General features: G+C 66.9%; 19 protein-coding genes and 1 pseudogene. 11 read left to right on the top strand and 9 right to left on the bottom strand.

Annotated features, from left to right (window positions below):
• The 4 genes and pseudogenes from AC1DKN_RS11190 to AC1DKN_RS11175 all read right to left on the bottom strand — a co-directional run.
• A pseudogene (locus AC1DKN_RS11190) lies at positions 1 to 601 on the bottom strand (HNH endonuclease); the annotation flags it as partial.
• An 82-nt stretch (positions 602 to 683) separates the two neighbouring features.
• On the bottom strand, positions 684 to 1,637 hold the full coding sequence (locus AC1DKN_RS11185) for a hypothetical protein (RefSeq protein ID WP_476856524.1): 954 nt from the start codon (positions 1,635 to 1,637) through the stop codon (positions 684 to 686).
• Positions 1,634 to 2,392 carry a cytochrome b N-terminal domain-containing protein gene (locus tag AC1DKN_RS11180; RefSeq protein WP_476871288.1) on the bottom strand — a complete coding sequence of 253 codons (759 nt, stop codon included), beginning with the start codon at positions 2,390 to 2,392 and terminating at the stop codon, positions 1,634 to 1,636. The genes AC1DKN_RS11185 and AC1DKN_RS11180 overlap by 4 nt, the downstream gene beginning before the upstream one ends.
• The gene (locus tag AC1DKN_RS11175) at positions 2,389 to 2,556 is read right to left on the bottom strand and encodes a hypothetical protein (protein WP_179129077.1); all 168 of its coding nucleotides are present in this window, start codon (positions 2,554 to 2,556) and stop codon (positions 2,389 to 2,391) included. The genes AC1DKN_RS11180 and AC1DKN_RS11175 overlap by 4 nt, the downstream gene beginning before the upstream one ends.
• Before the next feature lie 134 nt (positions 2,557 to 2,690).
• On the opposite strand from AC1DKN_RS11175, the gene AC1DKN_RS11170 reads away from it, so the two are divergent.
• From AC1DKN_RS11170 to AC1DKN_RS11160, 3 genes are all read left to right on the top strand, one after another.
• Entirely contained in the window at positions 2,691 to 3,413 is a 723-nt protein-coding gene (locus AC1DKN_RS11170) for a Maf family protein (RefSeq protein ID WP_476871287.1), read from the top strand.
• 147 nt (positions 3,414 to 3,560) lie between these two features.
• Complete coding sequence (locus tag AC1DKN_RS11165; protein ID WP_476851865.1) at positions 3,561 to 5,414, top strand: acetyl/propionyl/methylcrotonyl-CoA carboxylase subunit alpha; 1,854 nt, start codon at positions 3,561 to 3,563, stop codon at positions 5,412 to 5,414.
• Positions 5,415 to 5,510: 96 nt separating this feature from the next.
• Positions 5,511 to 6,242, top strand: a complete 732-nt coding sequence (locus AC1DKN_RS11160) for a glutamine amidotransferase (RefSeq protein ID WP_476851866.1) — start codon at positions 5,511 to 5,513, stop codon at positions 6,240 to 6,242.
• 105 nt (positions 6,243 to 6,347) lie between these two features.
• On the opposite strand, the gene AC1DKN_RS11155 is transcribed toward AC1DKN_RS11160, so the two are convergent.
• Positions 6,348 to 7,760 (bottom strand): MFS transporter, encoded by a 1,413-nt coding sequence (locus AC1DKN_RS11155; protein ID WP_476856529.1) that lies wholly within the window; start codon positions 7,758 to 7,760, stop codon positions 6,348 to 6,350.
• A gap of 319 nt (positions 7,761 to 8,079) precedes the next feature.
• On the opposite strand from AC1DKN_RS11155, the gene AC1DKN_RS11150 reads away from it, so the two are divergent.
• From AC1DKN_RS11150 to AC1DKN_RS11135, 4 genes are all read left to right on the top strand, one after another.
• Positions 8,080 to 9,471 (top strand): MFS transporter, encoded by a 1,392-nt coding sequence (locus AC1DKN_RS11150; protein ID WP_476849155.1) that lies wholly within the window; start codon positions 8,080 to 8,082, stop codon positions 9,469 to 9,471.
• A 1-nt stretch (position 9,472) separates the two neighbouring features.
• The gene (locus AC1DKN_RS11145; protein ID WP_476871286.1) at positions 9,473 to 11,764 is read left to right on the top strand and encodes a molybdopterin oxidoreductase family protein; all 2,292 of its coding nucleotides are present in this window, start codon (positions 9,473 to 9,475) and stop codon (positions 11,762 to 11,764) included.
• On the top strand, positions 11,761 to 13,320 hold the full coding sequence (locus AC1DKN_RS11140) for an FAD-dependent oxidoreductase (protein ID WP_476871285.1): 1,560 nt from the start codon (positions 11,761 to 11,763) through the stop codon (positions 13,318 to 13,320). The genes AC1DKN_RS11145 and AC1DKN_RS11140 overlap by 4 nt, the downstream gene beginning before the upstream one ends.
• Positions 13,321 to 13,411: 91 nt before the next feature.
• The gene (locus AC1DKN_RS11135) at positions 13,412 to 14,125 is read left to right on the top strand and encodes a hypothetical protein (protein ID WP_476871284.1); all 714 of its coding nucleotides are present in this window, start codon (positions 13,412 to 13,414) and stop codon (positions 14,123 to 14,125) included.
• Between the two features lie 305 nt (positions 14,126 to 14,430).
• Here the strand turns inward: AC1DKN_RS11135 and AC1DKN_RS11130 are convergent, their stop codons facing one another.
• A complete protein-coding gene (locus AC1DKN_RS11130) occupies positions 14,431 to 14,784 on the bottom strand; it encodes a hypothetical protein (RefSeq protein WP_476849025.1) in 354 nt (117 codons plus the stop codon).
• Between the two features lie 600 nt (positions 14,785 to 15,384).
• Here AC1DKN_RS11130 and AC1DKN_RS11125 point away from each other — a divergent pair.
• The 3 genes from AC1DKN_RS11125 (at position 15,385) to AC1DKN_RS11115 (ending at position 17,351) form a co-directional block, all read left to right on the top strand.
• Positions 15,385 to 15,606 (top strand): hypothetical protein, encoded by a 222-nt coding sequence (locus AC1DKN_RS11125; protein ID WP_230009052.1) that lies wholly within the window; start codon positions 15,385 to 15,387, stop codon positions 15,604 to 15,606.
• Between the two features lie 337 nt (positions 15,607 to 15,943).
• On the top strand, positions 15,944 to 16,582 hold the full coding sequence (locus AC1DKN_RS11120; protein ID WP_476871283.1) for a hypothetical protein: 639 nt from the start codon (positions 15,944 to 15,946) through the stop codon (positions 16,580 to 16,582).
• 76 nt (positions 16,583 to 16,658) lie between these two features.
• On the top strand, positions 16,659 to 17,351 hold the full coding sequence (locus tag AC1DKN_RS11115; RefSeq protein WP_476849027.1) for a hypothetical protein: 693 nt from the start codon (positions 16,659 to 16,661) through the stop codon (positions 17,349 to 17,351).
• 16 nt (positions 17,352 to 17,367) lie between these two features.
• On the opposite strand, the gene AC1DKN_RS11110 is transcribed toward AC1DKN_RS11115, so the two are convergent.
• On the bottom strand, positions 17,368 to 17,913 hold the full coding sequence (locus tag AC1DKN_RS11110) for a flavodoxin domain-containing protein (RefSeq protein ID WP_476871282.1): 546 nt from the start codon (positions 17,911 to 17,913) through the stop codon (positions 17,368 to 17,370).
• Between the two features lie 188 nt (positions 17,914 to 18,101).
• On the opposite strand from AC1DKN_RS11110, the gene AC1DKN_RS11105 reads away from it, so the two are divergent.
• Positions 18,102 to 19,559, top strand: a complete 1,458-nt coding sequence (locus AC1DKN_RS11105) for a benzaldehyde dehydrogenase (protein WP_476871281.1) — start codon at positions 18,102 to 18,104, stop codon at positions 19,557 to 19,559.
• Positions 19,560 to 20,008: 449 nt separating this feature from the next.
• Here AC1DKN_RS11105 and AC1DKN_RS11100 read toward each other — a convergent pair whose 3' ends face one another.
• Positions 20,009 to 20,482 carry a DUF805 domain-containing protein gene (locus AC1DKN_RS11100; protein WP_476856537.1) on the bottom strand — a complete coding sequence of 158 codons (474 nt, stop codon included), beginning with the start codon at positions 20,480 to 20,482 and terminating at the stop codon, positions 20,009 to 20,011.
• A 174-nt stretch (positions 20,483 to 20,656) separates the two neighbouring features.
• Positions 20,657 to 21,382: a hypothetical protein gene (locus AC1DKN_RS11095; protein WP_476859114.1), complete on the bottom strand. Its 726-nt coding sequence runs from the start codon at positions 21,380 to 21,382 to the stop codon at positions 20,657 to 20,659.
• Positions 21,383 to 21,398: the final 16 nt, after the last annotated feature.

The raw sequence follows: 21,398 nt of genomic DNA, 5'->3' as shown, positions 1-21,398 counted from the left end.
GGTACGCGGCGGCCCGGGCCGCGGCGACCAGGGACCGGTCACCGGCCCCGGCGAACGTCCCGGCGTCGGCGGCGAGGTCGGCGTCGACGGCGGCCCGGTCCGCGGCGCTCAGGCACGCGGTTTCGCGCACGAGCAGGGTGGCGCGCCAATCGTTGAGCTGCCCGGTCTGCAGGGCGGTAAGGGTGTGCGGCATCTCGGTGACGAGGGCTTTGGCCAGGCCCAGGAGCCGGCCGCCCCTGGCCGGGGATTCGCGCCGGGCCAGGGCGATCTGCGCACCGACCCCGGCGCCAAGCCTCTCGGCCGGGACCCCGAGCCGGCCTTGTTCGCGGCGCTGGAGCAGGTCGAAGGCCACGGCGAGCCGGGCCTGTTCCGCGGACGCGGCGGACTTCCAGTCCTCCAGTTCCCGGATCCGGTCAATGATCCCGGCACTGTCCGTGGGCGGACAGCCTAAGCCCACCGGCCCGGCGTCCAGCCGGCCCGCCACCTCCGCGGAGGCCGCCTCCGCGGTGCCCGGAATGGTGGCCGCGCCGCTCCCGGCGCGGCTTAAGCCACCGTCGCCGTATCCTGCCGGAGCCACTTCGGGCCCCTGATTGCCGTCCATGAATCCAGTGTTTCAGAGACCCCCGACAATAACGCGCCTGTACTCCTCAGCCGAAGCTAGGCGTCACGGATTGCCGGCGGACTCAGCGGTTGCGGTAGTAGTCCTTCCAGACCAGGCGATGGAGGGGGATCACCCGCGGCAGCGACCGTAGTCCGGGGATGAACGGCAGCAGGGCCAGCAACGCCGTCAGCACGAACATCGTGACGACGACGAGGGCATCGGCATTAGGCGAGCTCTTGAACGGTTCCACTTGGTAAAGGAGCGAGAAGAGCCACAACCAGGACTGCCCAGGCGTATCGCCGGTTTCGTTCATCACGCCCCACTGATCCCCGGAGAGGTGTTGGCTGGCCGCAAGATCCGGGAAGTAGCCGCCGTCGCCCAAAAATAGGAGGCCGCGCGTGTAGTCCATGTTGTAGAAGTTTCCGCCGCTTTGCAGCACGCCGTCCAGACTGCCTTGGCGCGCCATCTCCAGCAGCGCTCCGGTCAGTGCAGGGACCGGGCCATAGTCGCCGTCGCCCACCTGGGCCGGGTCGTTATCCGGCGCAGCGGCAAGGGCGTCCGAATAGGCAGCTGCCCAGGCTGAGCGCTGCTGATCCGTGGCGGCCGTCCAGCTCGCCAGCTCTGCCGGCGGCGACGGCAGCGTCGCCAGCGGGGCGATCACGAAGTCATTGGCGGTATCAACCGGGAGGCGAACGCCGGAGAGGCTTTGAAGGTCCACGGGGCCGATCTTCTGCGTCGCGTCCGGGGTCGAGTTGTAGGGCGGCCCGTATCCGGCAGTATCGCTGGTGCCGGCCAGTTCCTTTGCAGCGGTGCCAACGAAATCCGCCGGGGCGGCCGTGGCCCACGCCTTGAGGCTCACGCTGGGCTCATCAGGGGACCCGAAGATGGCGGACACACCGAGCACGAGCAGGCCGACCACCACAACGCCGATGATCAGTTCCTTGATGAGGTCATATTCGCGGACGCTGCCCGTCCAGGGCCGGCTGGCAACGTCGTCTGCCTTCCGCCAGGAGGTACTACTGTTTTTTCTGGTCATTGCACTGCGCCCCCGGATTCTGTGCCCCTGGGTTCGGAGGCCTCCGGAGGTTCGGTGGCCTCCGGAGGTTCGGTGGCCTCCGGGCGGTTGTGAAGCAGCTGGGCGTCGGACTCCGCGGCATCCAGTGGAGGTGCAACGCCGTGGACCCGGACCAGCAGGACGTGCAGGACCACCACAGCGCCCACGGCCAAGGGCAGCAGCGTGACGTGCCAGGTGAAGAGCTGACCGACGTTGGCCACATTGAACCAAGCGCCTACTCCGACCGCGTTCAGCGCATCCTTCGCTTCAAAGGCAATCCACTGCGAATCGAAGTTCGTCTGGAGCAGATACCCGGTGAAGGCCGCCACGATGGAAACGACAAAGGAGATCACGCCGGTGATCCAGGTCAGCACCCGGCCCCCGCGCCAGGCCGCCATCCAGAATTTCAGCCACAGGTGCACCACCATGAAGATGAAGAAGAACTCCACGCTCCACAAATGCGTGCTGTTGACGAAACTCCCCAGCGAGGACACGTGATACCACTGGGGTCCGTTCAGTCCCAGCACGATCCCGGAAACGATGATCCACAGCAGGGACGCGATGGCCCCCATGCCGAATACGTACGCCCAGGATGCCACGAAGCTTGGCTGGTCCTCGGGCAAGAGTTTGTCCGGCGGAAGCTTCCTCAGGAGCCACCGGCGGGCCCTGCCGGTCAAGGTGCGGGCGTCTGTTTCATCGACCTGCGCACCGTGTCCCGGTGTTGCGGGGGCAGTCATTTCCGCCGCTTCCCTCCGGGAAAAGGCAGGACCAAGGCCAGGACGAACAAGATGATCATCACGACGATCACGATCAGGTTTCCGGATTGGATGGTGAAGCCGTCCCAGCCAAAATATGTTCCATCACCAACCATGCCAACGCTTGCCACGAGCCATCCAGACATGAGCTGCTCGATTCTTTTAAGGATGCCGGTTCAACTCCACCACTGTCACGTATCCGCAGACAGGGTCTTCTGCCCCGTTTAGGCGCCCTTCCGGGACCCCGTGTTGCTGTGCTGCGGTGGATTAGGCTGGAGCCGTGACCCGCCTCATTCTTGCCTCCCAGTCCCCCGCCCGCACCAAGCTGCTCCACAACGCCGGCATCGCCCACGAGGTCCTCGTCTCGGACGTGGATGAGGACGCCGTGCAGGCCCGCTACGGCGTGACGGATCCGCATGACACGGCCCTGTTGCTTGCCCGGGCCAAGGCAGAGGCCGTCGCGTCCCTGCCCGAGGCGGACGGCGCAATCGTGATCGGCTGCGACTCGGTCTTCGAGTTCGACGGCGAGGCCCACGGAAAGCCCTACACGGCCGACGTCGCCCGGGAGCGTATGCTCCGCATGAGCGGCAGCATGGGCGTCCTGCACACCGGCCACTGGCTCGTGGACTGCCGCGACACGGCCGTCGCAGACGCTGACACAGACGCAGACGCAGACACCAACGACGACACAGACGGCGACGACGGCGCGCGCGGCACCGGCGCCACCCTGGGCTCGGTGTCCTCGGCCGAGGTCCACTTCATGGAGATGAGCGCTGACGAAATCGAAACCTACATCGCCACCGGCGAGCCGCTCCAGTGCGCCGGCTCCTTCACGATCGACGGCTACGGCGGGGCGTTCATCCGCAAGGTCGACGGCGATCCCCACACCGTCGTCGGGCTCTCCATCTCCACCCTGCGTGCCCTGCTCGGCCAGGCGAATGTGGGCATCACCGAGCTTTGGACCGGCGGGGCTGTGGACCCGGCGGACGTCCGCGCCGAGTAACGACGGAATGCGTGGCGGAGTGAGCCAATTCGCCACCCTTTGTGGCAACCCTACAAAGGAAGGGCCGTATACGCGCGGAATCCGCAAGTAATATCGGCGGAACCCTCAAAACCGCGCTAGGCTCCCTGAAGGAAAGAAGGAGACGCCTTGTCAGCAAATTCGGAGCAGTCCGCACCCACCGTGCCGGGATCAACGCAGTCATCTACAGCCGCGGGCATCCGCCGGCTGACCAAGGTGCTGATCGCCAACCGCGGAGAAATTGCGGTGCGCATCATCCGCGCCGCCCGCGATGAAGGCATCGCGTCGGTGGCGGTCTACGCGGACCCCGATCGCGACGCGCTGCACGCCCGGCTCGCGGACGAGGCCTACGCGCTCGGTGGCAACACCGCCGCGGAGTCCTACTTGGTGATGGACAAGATCATCGACGTCGCCCGCCAGTCCGGCGCGGACGCCATCCACCCCGGGTACGGGTTCCTGGCCGAGAACGCCGAGTTCGCCGCCAAGGTGATCGATGCCGGCATTACGTGGATCGGCCCCTCCCCCGCAGCGATCTCTGCCCTGGGCGACAAGGTCCAGGCCCGCCACATTGCCGAGAAGGTTGGCGCCCCGCAGGTCCCCGGCACCGCCGACCCGGTCGAATCCGCCGAGGAAATCCTCGACTTCGTGGACAAGTTCGGCCTGCCCGTCGCCATCAAGGCGGCCTTCGGCGGCGGCGGACGCGGCATCAAGGTGGCCCGCACCCGCGAAGAAATCCCCGAACTCTTCGAATCCGCCGTGCGCGAGGCCACCGCCGCCTTCGGCCGCGGCGAGTGCTTCATTGAGCGCTTCCTGGACGCCCCGCGCCACGTCGAGACCCAGTGCCTGGCCGACGCCCACGGCAACGTCGTGGTGGTCTCCACCCGCGACTGCTCGCTCCAGCGCCGGAACCAGAAACTCGTCGAGGAAGCCCCGGCCCCGTTCCTCACCGAGGAACAGAACCGCCGGCTCTACGAATCCTCCAAGGCCATCCTCAAGGAGGCGGGCTACCTCGGCGCAGGCACCTGCGAATTCCTCGTCGGCCAGGACGGCACCATCTCCTTCCTCGAGGTCAACACCCGCCTTCAGGTGGAGCACTGCGTTTCCGAGGAAGTCACCGGGATCGACCTCGTCCGCGAACAGTTCCGGCTGGCCCGCGGCGAGGAGCTCGGCTACGGCGACCCGGAAGTCCGCGGCCACTCGATCGAATTCCGCATCACCGGCGAGGACCCGGGCCGGAACTTCATGCCCGCCCCCGGCACCATCACGGTACTGAAAAACCCCACCGGTCCCGGTATCCGCGTCGATTCCGGCGTGGAGCAGGGCGATGTCATCAGCGGCAACTTCGACTCCATGCTCTCGAAGCTGATCGTCACCGGCGCCACCCGCGCCCAGGCCCTGCAGCGCTCCCGGCGGGCACTGGAGGAAATGGTGGTGGAGGGCATCCCCACCGTCATCCCGTTCGACCTCGCGGTGGTTTCCAATCCCGATTTCGCACCGGCCGAAGGCCCCTTCAAGGTCCACACCCGCTGGATCGAGACGGCCTTCGTCAATGACATTCCGGCCTGGACCCCGACCGGCACCGAGGCTGAAGCGGCCGACGCCGGTGACCGCCAGCGCGTCGTCGTCGAGGTCGGCGGAAAGCGCCTGGAAGTCGTGCTGCCGGCGTCGCTGGGCTCAGTCGGCAACGCCGCAGGCGCAAAGCCGGCCAAGGCCAAGAAGCGCTCCCGGGGTGGCGGCGCACCCGCGGCCGCGAGCGGCAACGCCCTGACCTCCCCCATGCAGGGGACCATCGTGAAGGTGGCCGTCGCCGAGGGTGACACGGTCGCCGAGGGCGATCTCGTCGTCGTGCTCGAGGCGATGAAGATGGAACAGCCGCTCACCGCCCACCGCGCCGGCATCGTCATCGGCCTCGCCGCAGCGGCCGGCGAGACCGTGTCCGCCGGCGCCATCATCGCCATGATCGAGGACGGCGCCGCGGAGTAAGCGGCTCACGGTACGGCGACGGCGGACGGCCGGCGCCGCTGCCGGTTGCGGGCGCGCCTCTGGCGCGTCCGCAACCGGCCAGTAGAGACTTGGAGTGTGAAGCCATTCCTGCTCCTCGCCTCGCGCGCGGAGGACACCGCCGCCGAGGACGAATACCGCGCCTACCTTCGCTACTGCGGCCTCCGGCCCGAGCAGCTCCACCGCATCCGGATGGAAGCCGCCCCGCTGCCAACGCTTGAGTTGTCCGACTATTCGGGCGTCATTGTGGGCGGCAGTCCCTTTACGTCCAGCGACCCGGCCGAGCACAAGAGCGCCACCCAGCACCGGGTGGAGCGCGAACTCGCCGGGCTGCTGGACAGGATCGTGGCCGAGGACTTCCCGTTCCTCGGCGCCTGCTACGGCGTCGGCACCCTCGGACTGCACCAGGGCGCCGTGATCGACCGGACGTACGGTGAAGGGCTCGGCGGCGTCACCATCAAACTGACGGCGGAGGGGCTGCAGGATCCCCTCCTGCGCGGGCTGCCGGAGAGCTTTACGGCGTTCACCGGCCACAAGGAAGCCTGCACCGTCCTGCCCTCCCATGCGGTGCTGCTGGCCAGCTCGGCCGCCTGCCCGGTGCACATGTTCCGGATCAAGACCAACCTGTACGCGACGCAGTTCCACCCCGAGCTCGATGCTGAAGGGCTCGTCACCAGGATCGATATCTACCGCCATGCCGGCTACTTCCCGCCGGAATCGGCCGAAATGCTCATGGATGACGCCCGGCAGTTCACTGCGACAGAACCGATGAAGATCCTGCGGAACTTTGTGGAGCGCTACGCGAGCTGAGCCCCGCCAACGCTGAAGCCTGGCCCCGCAGCCCCGCAAAACGCAGAAGCCCGGTGTGTTCAATGAACACACCGGGCTTCCTCTGTCAGGAAAGAGGGCCGGACGTCAGGCTACGTTGTTGGTGTAGTCGAGGTCCCGGGTTTCCTTGCTCACGAACAGGGCGATCAGCGTCAGCACCGCCATGGCGGCGAGGTAGACACCCACCAGCACGGTGCTGCCACCGGCCAGTTCCCAGAGCCAGACGGCGATGAACGGAGCCACGGCAGCGCCCAGGATGCTGGAGACGTTGTAGCTGATGGCGGAGCCGGTGTAGCGGACATTGCCCGGGAACAACTCCGGCAGGAGCGCACCCATGGGACCGAACGTCAGGCCCATGAGCGAGAAGCCGATGATCAGCAACGCCATGGCGCCCACGAATCCGGCGCTGAACAGCGGAACGAACAGCAGGCCGAAGGCGAGGATGCCGAAAGTTACAACAATCAGCATCTTGCGGCGGCCGAATTTTTCGGCCAGCGGGCCGGAGACCAGCGTGAAGATACCGAAGAATACGACACCGGCGATCAGCATCCAGAGGAAATCGTTCCGGCTGTAGCCCAGGCCCGGGACGAACGCAGCGGCAGCGGCCTCGGTCATCGGCTTGCCGGCCTTTTCGGCGGCGGCCTTCGCCGTGTCCAGGCTGGACGCCCGGGTGCCGTAGGTCAGCGTGAACGTGGTCATCAGGTAGAAGAGCACGTAGGTGGCGAGCATGATGAACGTGCCCAGGATCAGCGGGCGCCAGCTGGTCTTGAAGACCCGTGCCAGCGGCAGCTTGGCAACCTCATTGGATTCGAGGACCTTGGTGAAAGCGGGGGTTTCGATCAGCTTGAGCCGAACATAGAGGCCGATGATGACCATGACGGCACTAAGCAGGAACGGCACCCGCCAACCCCATTCCATGAAGGCCTCCGGAGTCAGGGTGTAGCTGAAGACCAGGAAGATCACGTTGGCGATGATGAAGCCGATCGGGGCCCCCAGTTGCGGGAACGTGCCGTAGATGGCCCGCTTGTTCGACGGGGCGTTTTCGGTCGCCAGCAGCGCCGCACCGCTCCATTCGCCGCCGAGGGCCAGGCCCTGGCAGAAGCGCAGGACCACGAGGAGTGCCGGGGCCAGGAAGGTCCAGCCAGGGACGGTTGCCGTCGGCAGGCAGCCGATCAGGAAGGTGGCAATGCCCATGGTCAGCAGCGAGGCCACGAGCGTGCCCTTGCGGCCGAACTTGTCACCGAAGTGGCCGAAGATGACCGAGCCGAGCGGGCGGGCGATGAAGGCGACGCCGAACACGGCGAAGGATGCCAGCAGCTGGGTCGTCTCGTTCTGCCCGGGGAAGAAGAGCTTCGGGAAAACGAGCACGGCCGCAGTGGCGTAAACGTAGAAGTCATAGAACTCGACGGTGGTACCGATCAGGCTGGCGACAATCACGCGGCCGCGCGAATTCACCTGCTTGGTGGACCCATGCTCCGCGGAGGTGGCAGTGGATGACATGTAGTAACGCTTTCATGAAGACCGGTCGGATATTTCCCCAAGAGCCCGATGCCCGGGACCGCCGGCTAGGGATTCGTATACGTCTGATAATAGTTCCCACCGTCCAGTCAATGGACAAATAGTCCGCTATTTGGACTTCGTGTCGTTGTCTCACGTGGTGGTCGTCACACCTATTCTCACACCGTCATAAAAGCCCCGATAGGCAAAAGTCACAGCGCGTTAATAAACCGCGTCCGTCCCGGAAACGCGGCGTCCCTACCTTTGAAGGACATCACCCCCCAAGGAGGTCTCCCAAGTGACTGCTGAACGCACCGCCGAAATCGGCACCGCAGAGGTCGGCGCCGCCAGTACCGGCGGCACCCTTACCCTCGACCACCGGCCCGGCCGCTGGATCGCCAACTGGGATGCGGAAAACAAGGAGCAGTGGGAGTCGGCCGGCCGCTCGATCGCCCGGCGCAACCTGAACTGGTCCATCTTCGCCGAGTTCCTGGGCTTCGTGGTCTGGCAGCTGTGGTCGATCGTGGTGGTCCAGCTTCCCTCCGCCGGCTTCAAATTCTCTACCAACGAGATCTTCTGGCTGATCTCCATGCCAAGCCTCGTCGGCGCCACGCTCCGGATCCCCTACACGTTCATGGTTCCCCGCTTCGGCGGCCGCAACTGGACCATCGTGTCCGCCCTGTTGCTGCTGATCCCCACGATCGGCCTGGGCCTGTGCGTCGCCAACCCGGCCACCCCGTTCGGCGTCATGCTGTTCGTGGCCGCGCTGGCCGGCTTCGGCGGCGGCAACTTCGCCAGCTCGATGGCGAACATCACCTTCTTCTACCCCGCACGGGAAAAGGGCTGGGCCCTGGGCCTGAACGCCGCCGGCGGAAACCTCGGTGCCGCCGTCGCACAGCTGGCCGTGCCGATCGCCATCACCCTGCTGGCAGCCGGCACCGTGAACCTGCCCGTCGCAGGGTTCATGTGGGTTCCGCTGATCCTGCTGGCAGCCTTTGGTGCCTGGAAGTACATGAACAACCTCACCAGCGCCAAGGGCGACGTCGCAGGTTCGCTGGCCGCGGTCAAAGAGCCGCACCTGTGGATCATGGCGCTGCTGTACATCGGCACCTTCGGCTCCTTCATCGGCTTCGCCGGCGTCTTCCCCAAGCTCATCAAGGACTACTTCCCGGCATTTTCCTCCATCTCCGTCGGCACCGTGGCCCTGTCCCTGGCCTTCCTCGGCCCGCTGGTCGGCTCCCTGGCCCGCCCGTACGGCGGACGCATGGCAGACCGGATGGGCGGGGCCCGCATGACCGTCGCCGCCTTCGCCGCCATGGCCGTCATCACCCTCACCATGCTCTGGACCCTGCCGCTGAAGAACTTCTGGCTCTTCCTCTTCCTGTTCCTGCTCCTCTTCACTGCCAGCGGCTTCGGAAACGGCGCCACCTACCGCATGATCCCGATCATCTTCGCCACCTCCAGCCGGGCCGCCCGCGCCGGGGCCAGCACGCACACCACCCAGCGGCTCGCGTCCTCGGCCCTCGGCCTGATCTCGGCCATCGGCGCCTACGGCGGATTCATCATCCCCCAGGTCCTCAACGCCTCCAACACCGCCAGCGGTTCCTACACCTCGGCGTTCTACGGCTTCGTGGGGGCCTATGTGCTGATGCTGGTGGTCTGCTGGTTCTGCTACATCCGCAACGCCAACCGAAATGCGATGGGACACGTCTAACATGACCAAAAGCGCCGACACGCACTGCCCTTACTGCGCTCTGCAGTGCGCCATGACGCTCACATCTCCAGCGGCTCTGACCCCGGCTGTCCAGCCGGGGTCAGACCCCGTAGACGCTGCACCGGGCCCCGCCACTACCCCAACGTCCGCGCCGCTCCTGACAGTCGCCGGACGGGACTTCCCCACCAACCGCGGCGGCTTGTGCCGCAAGGGCTGGACCTCCGCCTCGTTGCTGGACCACCCGGGCCGCGTCACGGAGCCCCTGCTGAAGGGCGCCGACGGCGTCCACCACCCGGTCAGCTGGGACGAGGCCCTCATGCGGATCGTCTCCGCCGTAAAGCAGGCCCGCCTCGAGCACGGGGCTGACGCCGTCGGCGTGTTTGGCGGCGGCGGCCTCACCAATGAGAAGGCCTACCAGCTGGGCAAGTTCGCCAGGCTGGCTTTGGGCACCTCACGGATCGACTACAACGGGCGGTTCTGCATGTCCTCGGCCGCCGCGGCCGGCATGCGCGCCTTCGGCCTGGACCGCGGGCTCCCGTTCCCGCTCGCGGACCTCGACACCGCCAGCACCATCCTGATGCTCGGCTCCAACGTTGCCGAGACCATGCCGCCCTTCGTCCAGCACCTCCAGGGGGCGCGCGACGCCGGCGGCCTGATCGTCGTCGACCCCCGGCGCTCCGCCACCGCCGCCTTCACCTCCGACGGCGGCGGGCTGCACCTGCAGCCGCTGCCCGGCACCGACCTCGCCCTGCTCCTGGGCATCTCCCACGCGGTGATCCACGAGGGCCTCGCGGACGCGCGATACATCGCGGACCGGACCACGGGTTATGACGCCGTGGTCCGCAGCGTCGGAAGCTTTTGGCCCGAACGGGTCCAGTCGATCACCGGCGTCCCCGCCGGGCTGATCCGTGAAACCGCCCGGCGGCTGGCCGACGGCGCCGGCAAGGGCGGCAGCTACATCCTCACCGGCCGCGGCGTCGAACAGCACGTGGACGGCACTGACACCGCCACGGCCGCCATTAACCTCTCCCTCCTGCTGGGCCTGCCGGGCTCCGCGCGCAGCGGCTACGGCACGCTCACCGGCCAGGGCAACGGCCAGGGCGGCCGCGAACACGGCCAGAAGGCGGACCAGCTCCCCGGCTACCGGAAGATCACCGATCCCGCCGCCCGCGCCCACATGGCCAGGGTCTGGGGCGTGCCCGAACCCCTGATTCCCGGCCCCGGCCTTCCCGCCGTCGAACTGCTCAAGTCGCTGGGACAGCCCGACGGCGTCCGGTGCCTCTTCGTGCACGGCGCCAACGTGGCGGTGTCCGCGCCGGATGCGAATGCCGTGATCGCGGGCCTGCGCAGCCTGGACTTCCTGGTGGTGTGCGACTTCTTCCTCTCCGAGACCGCCGCCGAGGCGGACCTGGTCCTGCCGGTGACCCAGTGGGCCGAGGAAGAAGGAACCCTCACCAACCTCGAGGGCCGCGTGCTCCGCCGCCGCCGGGCCCTCACTCCCCCGCCCGGTGTCCGCAGCGAGCTGTGGATCATGACCCGGCTGGCCGAAATGCTGCACGCGCCGTCCACCTTCAGCGAGGATCCGGAAACAGTGTTCGAGGAGCTCCGGCTCGCGTCCTCCGGCGGCCTGGCCGACTACTCCGGGATCGACTACGCCATGCTGGACCGCGGCGAGGCCGCCTACTGGCCCTACCCCGCCGGGAGCGCGGGCACGCCGCGGCTCTTCCTGGACGCCTTCGCCCATGCGGGCGGCCGGGCAGTGTTCACGCCGGTGACGCCCCGGCGTCGTTCTACTTCTGCGGGCGTCCCGTCCGCGGCGGACCGCCGGGAGGACCAGCGGGCCGACCGGGCCGGCGACGATCGTCCCGGCACGCCGATGACCCTTATTACCGGCCGCCTGATGGAGCACTACCAGTCCGGCGCGCAGACCCGCCGGGTGGCCGCCCTGGCCGAGGCACAGCCGGAGGCGCGGCTCCAGCTCCACCCCGCCGCGGCTGCCGCCCAGGGCATCGCCGACGGCGACTACGTCTCGATTTCCAACGAACGCGGCGTGGTCAGCTGCCGCGCCGAGCTGACCACAGATATCCGCCCGGAGACGGTGTTCCTGCCGTTCCACTTCCCGGAGCTCGAGAGCGCCAACCGGCTCACGGAGGCGGCCACGGACCCCATTTCCGGGATGCCCGAGTTCAAGACCAGCAAAGTGTGGATCCACCCGGCAGCTTCCCTGGATGCCCTGGCCGGCATGCACAGCGGCGTTCCAGCCCGCGTTCTTCAAGCAGAGGAGACCTCATGACTGAGCGGATTGTGGTGGTGGGCTTCGGGCCAGTCGCCGCGAGGCTGATCGACGAGCTGCTGCCGGCCGTGCGCAGCGGCATCGCACACCTGACCGTGGTCGGCGAAGAGTCCGAGGCGGCGTACAACCGAGTGCTGGTGGCGGATCTTGGCGTCGGCCGGACGACGCCGGCCGCGCTCGCCCTCGCGGACGCGGCGGCGCTGGTGGCCGACGGCGTCGATGTCCGGCTGGGCGTCCGCGTCCGCCGTGTGGACCGCGCCCGGCAGCAGGTCTTGTTGAGCGACGGCACCTCCCCCGGCTACGAGCGGCTCGTCTTCGCCACCGGTTCACGGCCGGTCATCCCCAACCTGACCGGGCTCAACCCGGACCCGGCCGCTCCGGTGCTGCCGCCGGGTGTGACCGCCCTGCGCGATCTCCGCGACGCGTCCGTGCTGCACTCGGCCGTGGCCGGCGGCAAGCGCGTGGTGGTCCTGGGCGGCGGTGTGCTGGGCCTGGAGACGGCCCTCGCCGCGGCCGAGGAAGGCGCCACGGTGACCGTGGTGCACAATGGCCCGCATCCCTTGGGCCGGAACATCGACCGCGGCGGCGGCGCCGTGCTCGCGGCGTCCCTGCGGAACTGCGGCGTGCGGGTGGCCGGCAACGCCCGCTCGGTCGGCGTCGAACACAACGCGCCCGACGGCGGTTTCTCCGCCTTGTTGCTGGATGACGGCTCCGAGATCGACGGCGACCTCCTGGTCCTCTCCTGCGGTGTCCGGCCGCGGACCGAACTGGCGGAGGGCTGCGGGCTCTCCACCGGTGCCGGGATCCTGGTGGACCACAAGCTCCGCGCCCACCACGAGCCCCACATCTTCGCGATCGGCGACTGCGCCGAGGTCCGCTGCCCGGACCCCGAGTGCGTTCAGTGCCGGACTGCGAGGGGACCCTCCGGGCTGGTCGGCCCTGGCTGGCGCCAGGCCGAATGGCTCGCCGACTATCTGACCCTGCTGGCGTCCGGCGCCGAGGCGGAGGCCGAGGCTTTGCCGTCCCTGCCGGCGGAACTGCCGGGCGTGATTGTGCTCAAGGCCCGCGGCATGAACATGGCCGTGGCCGGGGACGTGTCCGCAGATCCCTGGGACGAGGAAGCCTTGAGCTCCGGGTCCGTGAACGGCCGGCCCCGGCTGCAGATCGCCCAGTGGGCCGATCCCGAGCACGGCCGCTACGTCAAGATGACCACCCGCGCCGGCGTGCTGGAAGGGCTCGTGGCCGTGGGCATGCCGCGAACCTCGGCCGAGCTGGTGCAGCTCTTCGAACGCGGCGCGGAACTGCCCGCCGACAGGTCACTGCTGCTGCGCCTGGACGGGCCGGACCAGATCGCTTCCGCGGGTGCCGCCGACCCCGCCCGGACCGTCTGCCGGTGCGCCGGCGTCAGCGGCACGGCGATTGCTACGGCCGTGTCCGAGGGCTGCGGAACGGTGCCCGAGGTATCGGCGTCCACCCGCGCCGGCACGGGCTGCGGCGGCTGCCACGAGGACATCAAGGGCATCATCGAGGCCCACTTTCAGGGGGCGGCTGCCTGATCATCCGGCCACTGCTGCGCCCCAACACCGACGAAGGCCGTCAGCATCTTGTGTCTGGCGTCCGCCCGACAATGCGACACATGTCGCAACGATGGCCGCGGTAGTCGATCTCGGCGATGATGGTCCGGTGAACAGCGCTAAGGAATCAATTTTAAAGATCGTGACGGTACCGGACTCCGCAGATGCTCGGTTGTTCGTCGAGTTGTCGAGCTACGGGGCGGATCTTGCTGAAGCTCGCCATGCCCTCGATCTCGCGATCAAGTCCCGTGGGGAGGGCTCTCAGCTCGAGGACGCGGGCGCCTATCTGATCGCCTTCGCCGTCGTCGCATACTGCCGCACCTACTTCCACTCGAACGTGCGCAAGCCACTGACCGACCACATCGCCATCCCCGATGAGCTCTTAGACATTCACCAGCTGGTGGGGGCATTCAGGAACACCACGATTGCGCACTCGCAATCAAACGTGGCGACAACTTTTCCGGTGGGTGTCCTCGATGCCTCAACCCTTCGAGTGCGGGATGTGTCGGCAATGACCGCGTCGCAGACGCTGCCGCCTCCGCTCGTGGAGCTTTTCCGCGAACTCGTCGAAACAGTGGACGATCGCCTCTTCGAGGTGACCGAGGCAGTCCGGCAGAGGCTGACCGAGCAGTTGAGCAGGGCCGACCTTGCGAGGATGGTTGACGAGGGCGGCCAGCTAAAGATAGTCGACGCCACGGACGAGGACTTCACCCCACGAACGAGGCGGCGTCCTTATCCCGCCTCACACACGTGGTACTGGTCGGCAACGTCGCAGACGGGCGACTGACTCCGCGTGCGCAACAACAATGTTGCCGGTACCAGGTGTGGGTCGTACGTTTACCACCTACAGCTAATCGGGCGTGTGGTCGGCAAGGTCGAACAAGCCTGAGGCCCAGTTCAGAAACGTTGCCCGCGTATCGGTGAACGGGCAGCCGTGTTGGGCGTGGCGGCGAACTATATCCGCGGGGTTTCCGCCATCGGTGCCCGCGAGGCACAGCTGGACCGGGCCATGGTTCCGGCGCCCCGGAATACGCTCTCCGCCGGACACCGGTGCGGCCCCGCTACCCCTTTTAGACCCCGGGCCGGCGGGGTTTACTGCGCTGCGTTGTCGAAATTCTTCTGCCACTGGGCATGCTCGCGGGCGGCATCCAGCCGGCGGCTGGCAGTCCACCTGGGCAGATAGTCGGGCCGTGGCAACTCGAGGGCAGGCCTGGGCTTGGCCGCTGGCCGGGTCTGGATGGACTTGGCAACAGGGCGAGCCTGGACGGGCCTGGCCACAGGCCGGGTCTGAACGTGCTCCCGGCGGTAGTTCGGCTTGGGGTCGGCGATCGTCCAATTGATCAAGGTGCGCATGATCAGCACGAGCACCCACAGGCCGATCCCAGCCACGATGTATTGCCAAAACAAGACCAGCAGCAAAATGGCTACTAGCACGAAAAGGAACATGACGCCATTATGCATTTTCGACGCACCAGGAGGTAGAGGTCTTTTTTCCTGATCGCCCCGCAGGTGAGTTGTCGTCCTCATGGTCATCACAATGTCGGGCCGGATGATGAGAAGGAACTGGGGAGAGGCCCGACCACCGTGAGTGCTCTGGCGTGGACCCTCCGCTTGGGGTACGCCGCCTACCAAACCACACCGGAACGAACACATACAGGGCAGCCCGGACATAGTCAGCGTGGGAATATCGATCGCTACTTCGAAGCGGTCATGCTCTACCAATGCAATCCCCGTCCTGGTCTTGACGTCGTGCGTGAATTGGGGAGCCCGGACCTTGTTGAAACGCAGTGCACCAACCTCCCGCCAGCTGTAACCGCACGTCGGGCAAGTCCGAGTCCGGCCATTGTCAGTCAGACGCACGCTTGCGACACTTGGGGGCTTAGAAGGACGAAGGTCTCACCTGTTTTCCCTACCGGCGAACAGAACTCCTGTTCGAGCGACAACGGTACGGGCAGTGGCACTGCCGGTGGGAAGCGGCATGCTTCGTTATCCGGCGCTACTTGGATTAAACTGGGGGCATTAAACCCCTTCGAGGACTGGTTGCCCGTGGAGACAGTATTCTTCCTGGTCGTAATTCTCATCGCAGTGTGGATCCTGCTCGGCCTCTTGCTGAGACTCAAGAAGAGAACCCACCGCAAGGGCTCCAATTACTACGTGCCCACCTTCAAGGCCAACTTCGACACATGGGAGAGTAAATGGACCATGGACCGAAAGCTGCAGGAGAGGTGGGATAAGGCACGGTGGCAGCAGGAGTTTAACCGTCCGTAACTTTGGAGCAGGCGGTCACCATTCCCCCGAAGAGGAACATTAAAGCCGCGGATGCTGTGAAGCGCATTCATGACCGCACGGGTCACCCTGCGGACGAGGTGCATCCCATTCCCCTCTCGGTATAGTGCGTCCGGCCACCCCGGACTGCGGGGCAGGCCAAGTTGCCACATACGGTTCGGCTGTCCCACGCCATCTGGGTTGACCAATAATCGGGAAGCCCGGAGTTCAGGGCACTCAGCAACTCCACTAGCTCCGAAGCGGGCCTTTCTCCCCTTGGCACGGCCGAGGGGCGGGGCTGCAATGAACGTAGGTTCCGTTCAGCCGCAGGAGGCATCCCATGAACGTCCCGGTCATTTTGGCGCTCGGCGCGATCATTGTGTTCGCCGTCGTGATGGGTGTTGTCATGTCCCGTGACAAGGATCCGCAACGGCGGGCGGCCGCGCTGACGCGCACCGGAGCGGCCGTCATGGCGGCGTTCACCATCATCGGGGGAATCTTCATCGGCGGCTTCGCGATGCAGGACCCGGGCGGAACAACCGGAACGCTGATCACGCTCGCCTGGGTGGTTCCGATGCTCATCCTCGCGGTCTCGGCCTGGTTCTGGCCGGCGGCAACCGCTCCCCTGCTGCTCGCCCTCGCCTCGGCCTTCATTGCCGCGTGCGTGTGGCTCGCCTTCGACCCCGCTGCCCTGAGCGCCTTCCTCAACGACAACGGCCCCCTTATCGCCGTCAGCGTTCTCGCGCTGGCGTTCCCGGCCGCAATCCTCGGCCTGAAAGTTACCGCACTGGCCGGCTGGCTGCTGGTGGGCCTGGGGGTGTTGCCGCTGTTGATCACGATCATCGGAAGGTCGGGTGCGGTCGGATCGCTGATCGCGGCCAGCCTGGTTCCCCTGGCCTGCGGGATCGCCTATCTGCTGTCCGTCCGGATGGCCAGGACGGGTTCGACGTCGGGAACCATCCACCCCGCGGCCGCCTAAGGCTGCCGCACCGCCGCCAAACCCGGCCGCGTAACGCAAATCGGGCCGCGGGCCAACGGCGGGTAGCATCGGGGCCATGAGCGCCGACGACGACGACATCACCGAAGAACTGCTGGCCGACGCCCGGAAGCTGACCGGGTTGAGCCTGGAACTGCTTGGGCTCGACCCCCACCCGGACGACATGACAGCCGAGCAGCGGCTCCAGTTTGATCCCGAGGACCTGGCCGAAATGGCCTCCGTCTCCTCCGAAGACCGGCGCAAAGCCGTGGGCCAGACCCGTCTGCTGGCCGGACTCCTGTGGAACTCGTCCAGCATTCTGATCGACCAGTTGTTCCGCGATCTCGGAACGCTCAGCACGCTGGATGTTCTCACGCCGGCCGACATCGCCGGGACCTCCGTCCTGTCCTCGCTGCCGCCACAGTTCGCCGCCAGCTACGACGCGAAGTTCACCCAGAAGTTCATCGTGGTCGCGGCCGACGTCACCGCGTCGCTGGTCCGGGGCTGGACCGCCCCCGGCTGCCTTGCAGCGGAACTAGCCGTCCGCTGCCTGCTCGATCAGGCGGAAATCACCGAGGACATCTACGAACTGGATCTTCCGGAGGACTGGCGGGCCGACGTCGAGGAAGTCCTGTTGGAGGATGCCGACAGTGACGCGCTCTACTCCGACAACCTTGACGTTCTCGAGGACGACGCCGCAAGTCTGGATTTCGAGCAGTGGTTCATACCCTTCACCCCCGGCGACACGGTTCCGCCGTACGCCTACTCCTGAGCCCTACAACTAAGCCCTACGACTGGGCGGGCGGCTCGGCGAACCGGGCCAGGAAGTCCTCCGTGAAGCGCCGGACGCCGTCCCACTCGGTGTACACGTAATCACGGGACGTGTCCGTGTCCGGGGATCCCTTGTCGCTGGCGATCTTCTTCATGACGTGCTTCTTGATGAACCCGTAGTGGGTATAGAGCACGGCGCCGGCGAACAACCCGACGTGGGCGGGCCGCCAGCCCGTGTCCTGTTCGAACTTCTCCACGTAGCCCTCCGCGGTCTGCTCGTCTCCGTGTGCGGCCATGCTCACCGAAACCAGGGCCGACGGCAAGCGTTCGAGCTCAGCGCGGTTCTTCTTCACGAAGTCTGCGACGTACCCCTCGTGTTTTCCCACGTGCACCGAGGCCGCCACGATCACGCCGTCATAGCCGCCCGGAAGAGGGTCCGGGGAATGCTTGAGGTCCGCCGTCTCCGCCTGGTGCCCGTTCGCCCGGACCACCTCGGCGATGTACTCCACGATCTGCGCGGTTTGTCCTTCGACGGTCCCGTAGGGGATATAGATTTTGGCCATGTGCCAAGTTGACCTCGCCCGGCTGTGACGCACTACGGCCGAAGGTCCCGCGGGCGGCGACGCACGGCCCTCTTGACGCCCGCACTCTTGACGGCGGCGGCCTACCGACATGAGATGGACGAAGGCCCGGTGCGGTTCTGTTTCGACCGGCCGGTACACAAGCAGAACCCTCGATGAAAGGACGCAACATGTCCCTGCTCGACTCCGCCCTCTGGGACGGCAAGATCTACCTCAGCGGCTGGCGGCCCGGGCGCGGCGGGACCGGTGACGCCGTCGAACCAGCCACCGGAGAAACGCTGGGCCGCTATGGCGTGGCCTCGGTGGAGGATGTCCGCGAAGCCGCCGCGGTAGCCGCGAAAGCGCAGAAGGACTGGGCCGCCCGCAACCCGGAAGACCGCGCCGCCGTGCTCCGCCGCGCGGGACAACTCTGGGAGGAACACTCGGCGGAAATCCAGGCCTGGATCGTCCGCGAATCCGGCGGCATCCCGCCCAAAGCCGGGCTGGAAACCCACATCGCGGCCAACGAATGCTACGACGCCTCCGCTCTGCCCTCACTCCCGGCTGGCGACGTACTGACCTCAAACGAGAGCCGCTGGTCCTTCGCCCGGCGCCGGCCCGTCGGCGTCGTTTCGGTGATTGCACCCTTCAACTTCCCGCTGATTCTCTCCATCCGCGCAGTCGCCCCGGCGCTGGCCCTTGGCAACGCCGTCCTGCTCAAACCGGACCCGCGCACTGCGGTCTGTGGTGGCGTCACCTTGATCCGGGTGTTCGAGGAGGCGGGTCTTCCGCCCGGCCTGCTCTCCCTGCTGCCCGGCGGCGCCGAGATCGGCTCGGCCGTCGTCGAGGCACCCGAGGTCCGCGTCATCGCCTTCACGGGGTCGACGGCGGCAGGGCGCAAAGTGGGCGAGGCAGCCGGCCGGCTGCTCAAGCGCGCCCACCTGGAACTCGGTGGGAACAACGCAATGATCGTGCTGCCCGGCGTCGACCTCCCCAAAGCTGTCTCCGCCGCCGCGTTTGGCTCCTTCATGCACCAGGGTCAGATCTGCATGGCGTCCGGCCGGCATATCGTGCACGAGGACATCTACGAGGACTACGTCAGCGCCCTGGCGGAAAAGGCCCGCCATCTACCGGTAGGCGACCCGAAGAGCGGAACAGTGGCGCTGGGCCCGGTAATCGACGAGAAGCAGCTCCACCGGGTGGACACGATCGTTCAGGACGCGGTGCAGGGCGGCGCGCGCCTGGCCGCCGGCGGCAGCCACGACGGCCGCTTCTACCAGCCCACAGTACTCGCGGACCTCGACCTCGCCAGCCCGGCGTGGAAGGACGAAATCTTCGGCCCCGTGGCGCCGGTGATGAAGTTCTCCACCGTGGACGAGGCCGTGGCCCTGGCCAACGACAACGAATACGGGCTCTCCATCGGGATTCTCGGCGACGTCGGCATGGCCATGACGATGGCCGACCGGCTCGACTCCGGCAAGGTCCACATCAACGAACAGACCGTATCCGACGAGGCCAACTCGCCCTTCGGCGGGGTCAAGAACTCGGGCAACGGCTCGCGGATCGGCGGCCATCACGCCAACATGGAATCCTTCACGGAAATCCAGTGGCTGACCGTGCGGCCGGACATCGCGCCGTACCCGTTCTAGGCCGGGTAAATGCGGGAGTTCCACGCCGCAGATGGCGCGGAACCGGACTCCGCGGCAGATCGGGCGAATGTCCGGCGGACATTCGCCCCGATCTGCCCGCACGATGGCCGGAGCCGGTCCGCCCGTCAGCCCGAAGTGCACCGCCCCCAGCGCCGGGCCGGCTACGGCTCCCTGTGTTCCGGCTGGTCCCGAGGATCCTTCATGCCGCTAAGTTCGAATGCCCGCCTTTCATGAGCTGAACATATCCGGGCCGCTTATCAAGCAGGCCCGGTGGTCCCATTTTCCGCAAACGACGCGCCGAACGTCCCATAAAACAGCACCCTTCCCAGTCAGGTGTTGCGACGTTGACGCGAAACCGCGGCCCCCGCACGGCGGTGCGCCCGACTGCCGAAAACGAAGAATCCCTGCCCGGATTCCCGGCCAGGGATTCTTCGCTCAGCGGAAGCGCACTAGTAGCCGGAGGGCTGGTCGAACCGCTGGCCGGCAGGGTTGGAGGGCAGAATTGTCATCACCAACAGCGCCAGGCCGCCGAGGAACGGCACCAGGACCAGCAGGATCAGCCAGGCGCTCAGGTTCACGTCGTGGAGGCGCCGCGCCAGCAGGGCCACGGACGGAACGATTGTCCCGAGCCCCCAAATGACAGCAAGGATCAAGCCGACAATGGCACCCGGTCCCGTCACGGCGGTTCCGGACGCATTAGTCGTCGTGCCGGTGCTGGTGATGATGTTGATGACTATCCCGACGATGAGGGACACCAGCGCCCACCACCAGTACTCACTGCGGCTTGCCCGGCCGGAGAAGATGGCGTATTTCTTGAAGAATCGCTGGACGGCCTGCTTGAGGGTAGCCCCATAGAGCGGCGCCCAAAGCGGAGTCTCTCCGGTCTGGGGCGGAAATGCATTCGGTTGCTGCGGATAACTCATGTAATCCCCTTGAATGAGTGCGAATGACGAGATTCATCCTAGGGCCGCCGTCGGACATGAATGCCTGTTGGGCGGCGAGAATTTACACTGCGTTCACCCGCGCATGTGTGCGGCGCAGGAGGCTAGACCCGGATCAGTGGACGCGGAACCTCAGGCGCCGGTCAACCGTCGTGCTTAATCTCCCGGCTCGAACACCGCGGTTCCCATCATCAGGATGCCGCGCCGGGGTATCCAGAAGTCCCCCAACCTGTCCTGGACTGGCAAGGCAGCGGGTTCTCCCAAGTCGCGTCCCTTGAGCACGGCCCGGCTGTCTGCGACGAACCACATGCGCCGAGGGTGGACGGCAAATCGTTGGCCGTTGGGGGCGAGGCCAGTCAGGCCCAGGTGGCCCGCCCCGAGGAGCGGTCCGGCAACGGCACCCATGGCGCGCAGGAACGCCCGGCTGCGCCACAGCCGGTCCGGAACGGCACCGGACACCACCGTCATGAATCTGGTGATCGTCGTGGAGCGCAGCGTGAGCTGCCAGTGCAGCGCAGCGCCGCCGTCGACGTCGACCGTGAAAGCGTGGCTGCCGCTCCACGTGAGGGAAATGCGGGAGGTTGACGCCGAATCGAGGGCGGCGCCAAAGTACCGGGGGCACGAGAGTCCTGGGGCCACGGTGCCATGCATTGACCATGCTCCGGCGGGGTCGCGGATCCAGACCGAGGTGTACCCCGGCCCGATCGATGACCCGGCGAAGCGCCGCAACGCCAGTACGTAGCCTGAACTGAACGGAACCCCGGTGACGCCGAACCCGGTGAAGGATTCTTCTTCCCCCGCGACGTCCCCCGCGGCGCCGTGCGCAGTAGAGCGCGCGGCGGCCCGCTCGGCGGCTTCAACCAGCGCCTGGGGACTCTGCATGGCATCAGCCTCCGGA

Source organism: Arthrobacter sp. 01N444 (assembly GCF_056399305.1).
This window is presented reverse-complemented; position numbering and strand designations above follow the sequence as displayed.

What these genes read in the sequence shown, in the direction of transcription:
- AC1DKN_RS11185 (WP_476856524.1), bottom strand. Translation starts at nt 1,637, where the DNA reads ATGACCAGAAAAAACAGTAGTACCTCCTGGCGGAAGGCAGACGACGTT.
- AC1DKN_RS11180 (WP_476871288.1), bottom strand. Translation starts at nt 2,392, where the DNA reads ATGACTGCCCCCGCAACACCGGGACACGGTGCGCAGGTCGATGAAACA.
- AC1DKN_RS11175 (WP_179129077.1), bottom strand. Translation starts at nt 2,556, where the DNA reads ATGTCTGGATGGCTCGTGGCAAGCGTTGGCATGGTTGGTGATGGAACA.
- AC1DKN_RS11155 (WP_476856529.1), bottom strand. Translation starts at nt 7,760, where the DNA reads ATGTCATCCACTGCCACCTCCGCGGAGCATGGGTCCACCAAGCAGGTG.
- AC1DKN_RS11145 (WP_476871286.1), top strand. Translation starts at nt 9,473, where the DNA reads ATGACCAAAAGCGCCGACACGCACTGCCCTTACTGCGCTCTGCAGTGC.
- AC1DKN_RS11140 (WP_476871285.1), top strand. Translation starts at nt 11,761, where the DNA reads ATGACTGAGCGGATTGTGGTGGTGGGCTTCGGGCCAGTCGCCGCGAGG.
- AC1DKN_RS11135 (WP_476871284.1), top strand. Translation starts at nt 13,412, where the DNA reads ATGGCCGCGGTAGTCGATCTCGGCGATGATGGTCCGGTGAACAGCGCT.
- AC1DKN_RS11130 (WP_476849025.1), bottom strand. Translation starts at nt 14,784, where the DNA reads ATGTTCCTTTTCGTGCTAGTAGCCATTTTGCTGCTGGTCTTGTTTTGG.
- AC1DKN_RS11120 (WP_476871283.1), top strand. Translation starts at nt 15,944, where the DNA reads ATGAACGTCCCGGTCATTTTGGCGCTCGGCGCGATCATTGTGTTCGCC.
- AC1DKN_RS11115 (WP_476849027.1), top strand. Translation starts at nt 16,659, where the DNA reads ATGAGCGCCGACGACGACGACATCACCGAAGAACTGCTGGCCGACGCC.
- AC1DKN_RS11110 (WP_476871282.1), bottom strand. Translation starts at nt 17,913, where the DNA reads ATGGCCAAAATCTATATCCCCTACGGGACCGTCGAAGGACAAACCGCG.
- AC1DKN_RS11105 (WP_476871281.1), top strand. Translation starts at nt 18,102, where the DNA reads ATGTCCCTGCTCGACTCCGCCCTCTGGGACGGCAAGATCTACCTCAGC.
- AC1DKN_RS11100 (WP_476856537.1), bottom strand. Translation starts at nt 20,482, where the DNA reads ATGAGTTATCCGCAGCAACCGAATGCATTTCCGCCCCAGACCGGAGAG.
- AC1DKN_RS11095 (WP_476859114.1), bottom strand. Translation starts at nt 21,382, where the DNA reads ATGCAGAGTCCCCAGGCGCTGGTTGAAGCCGCCGAGCGGGCCGCCGCG.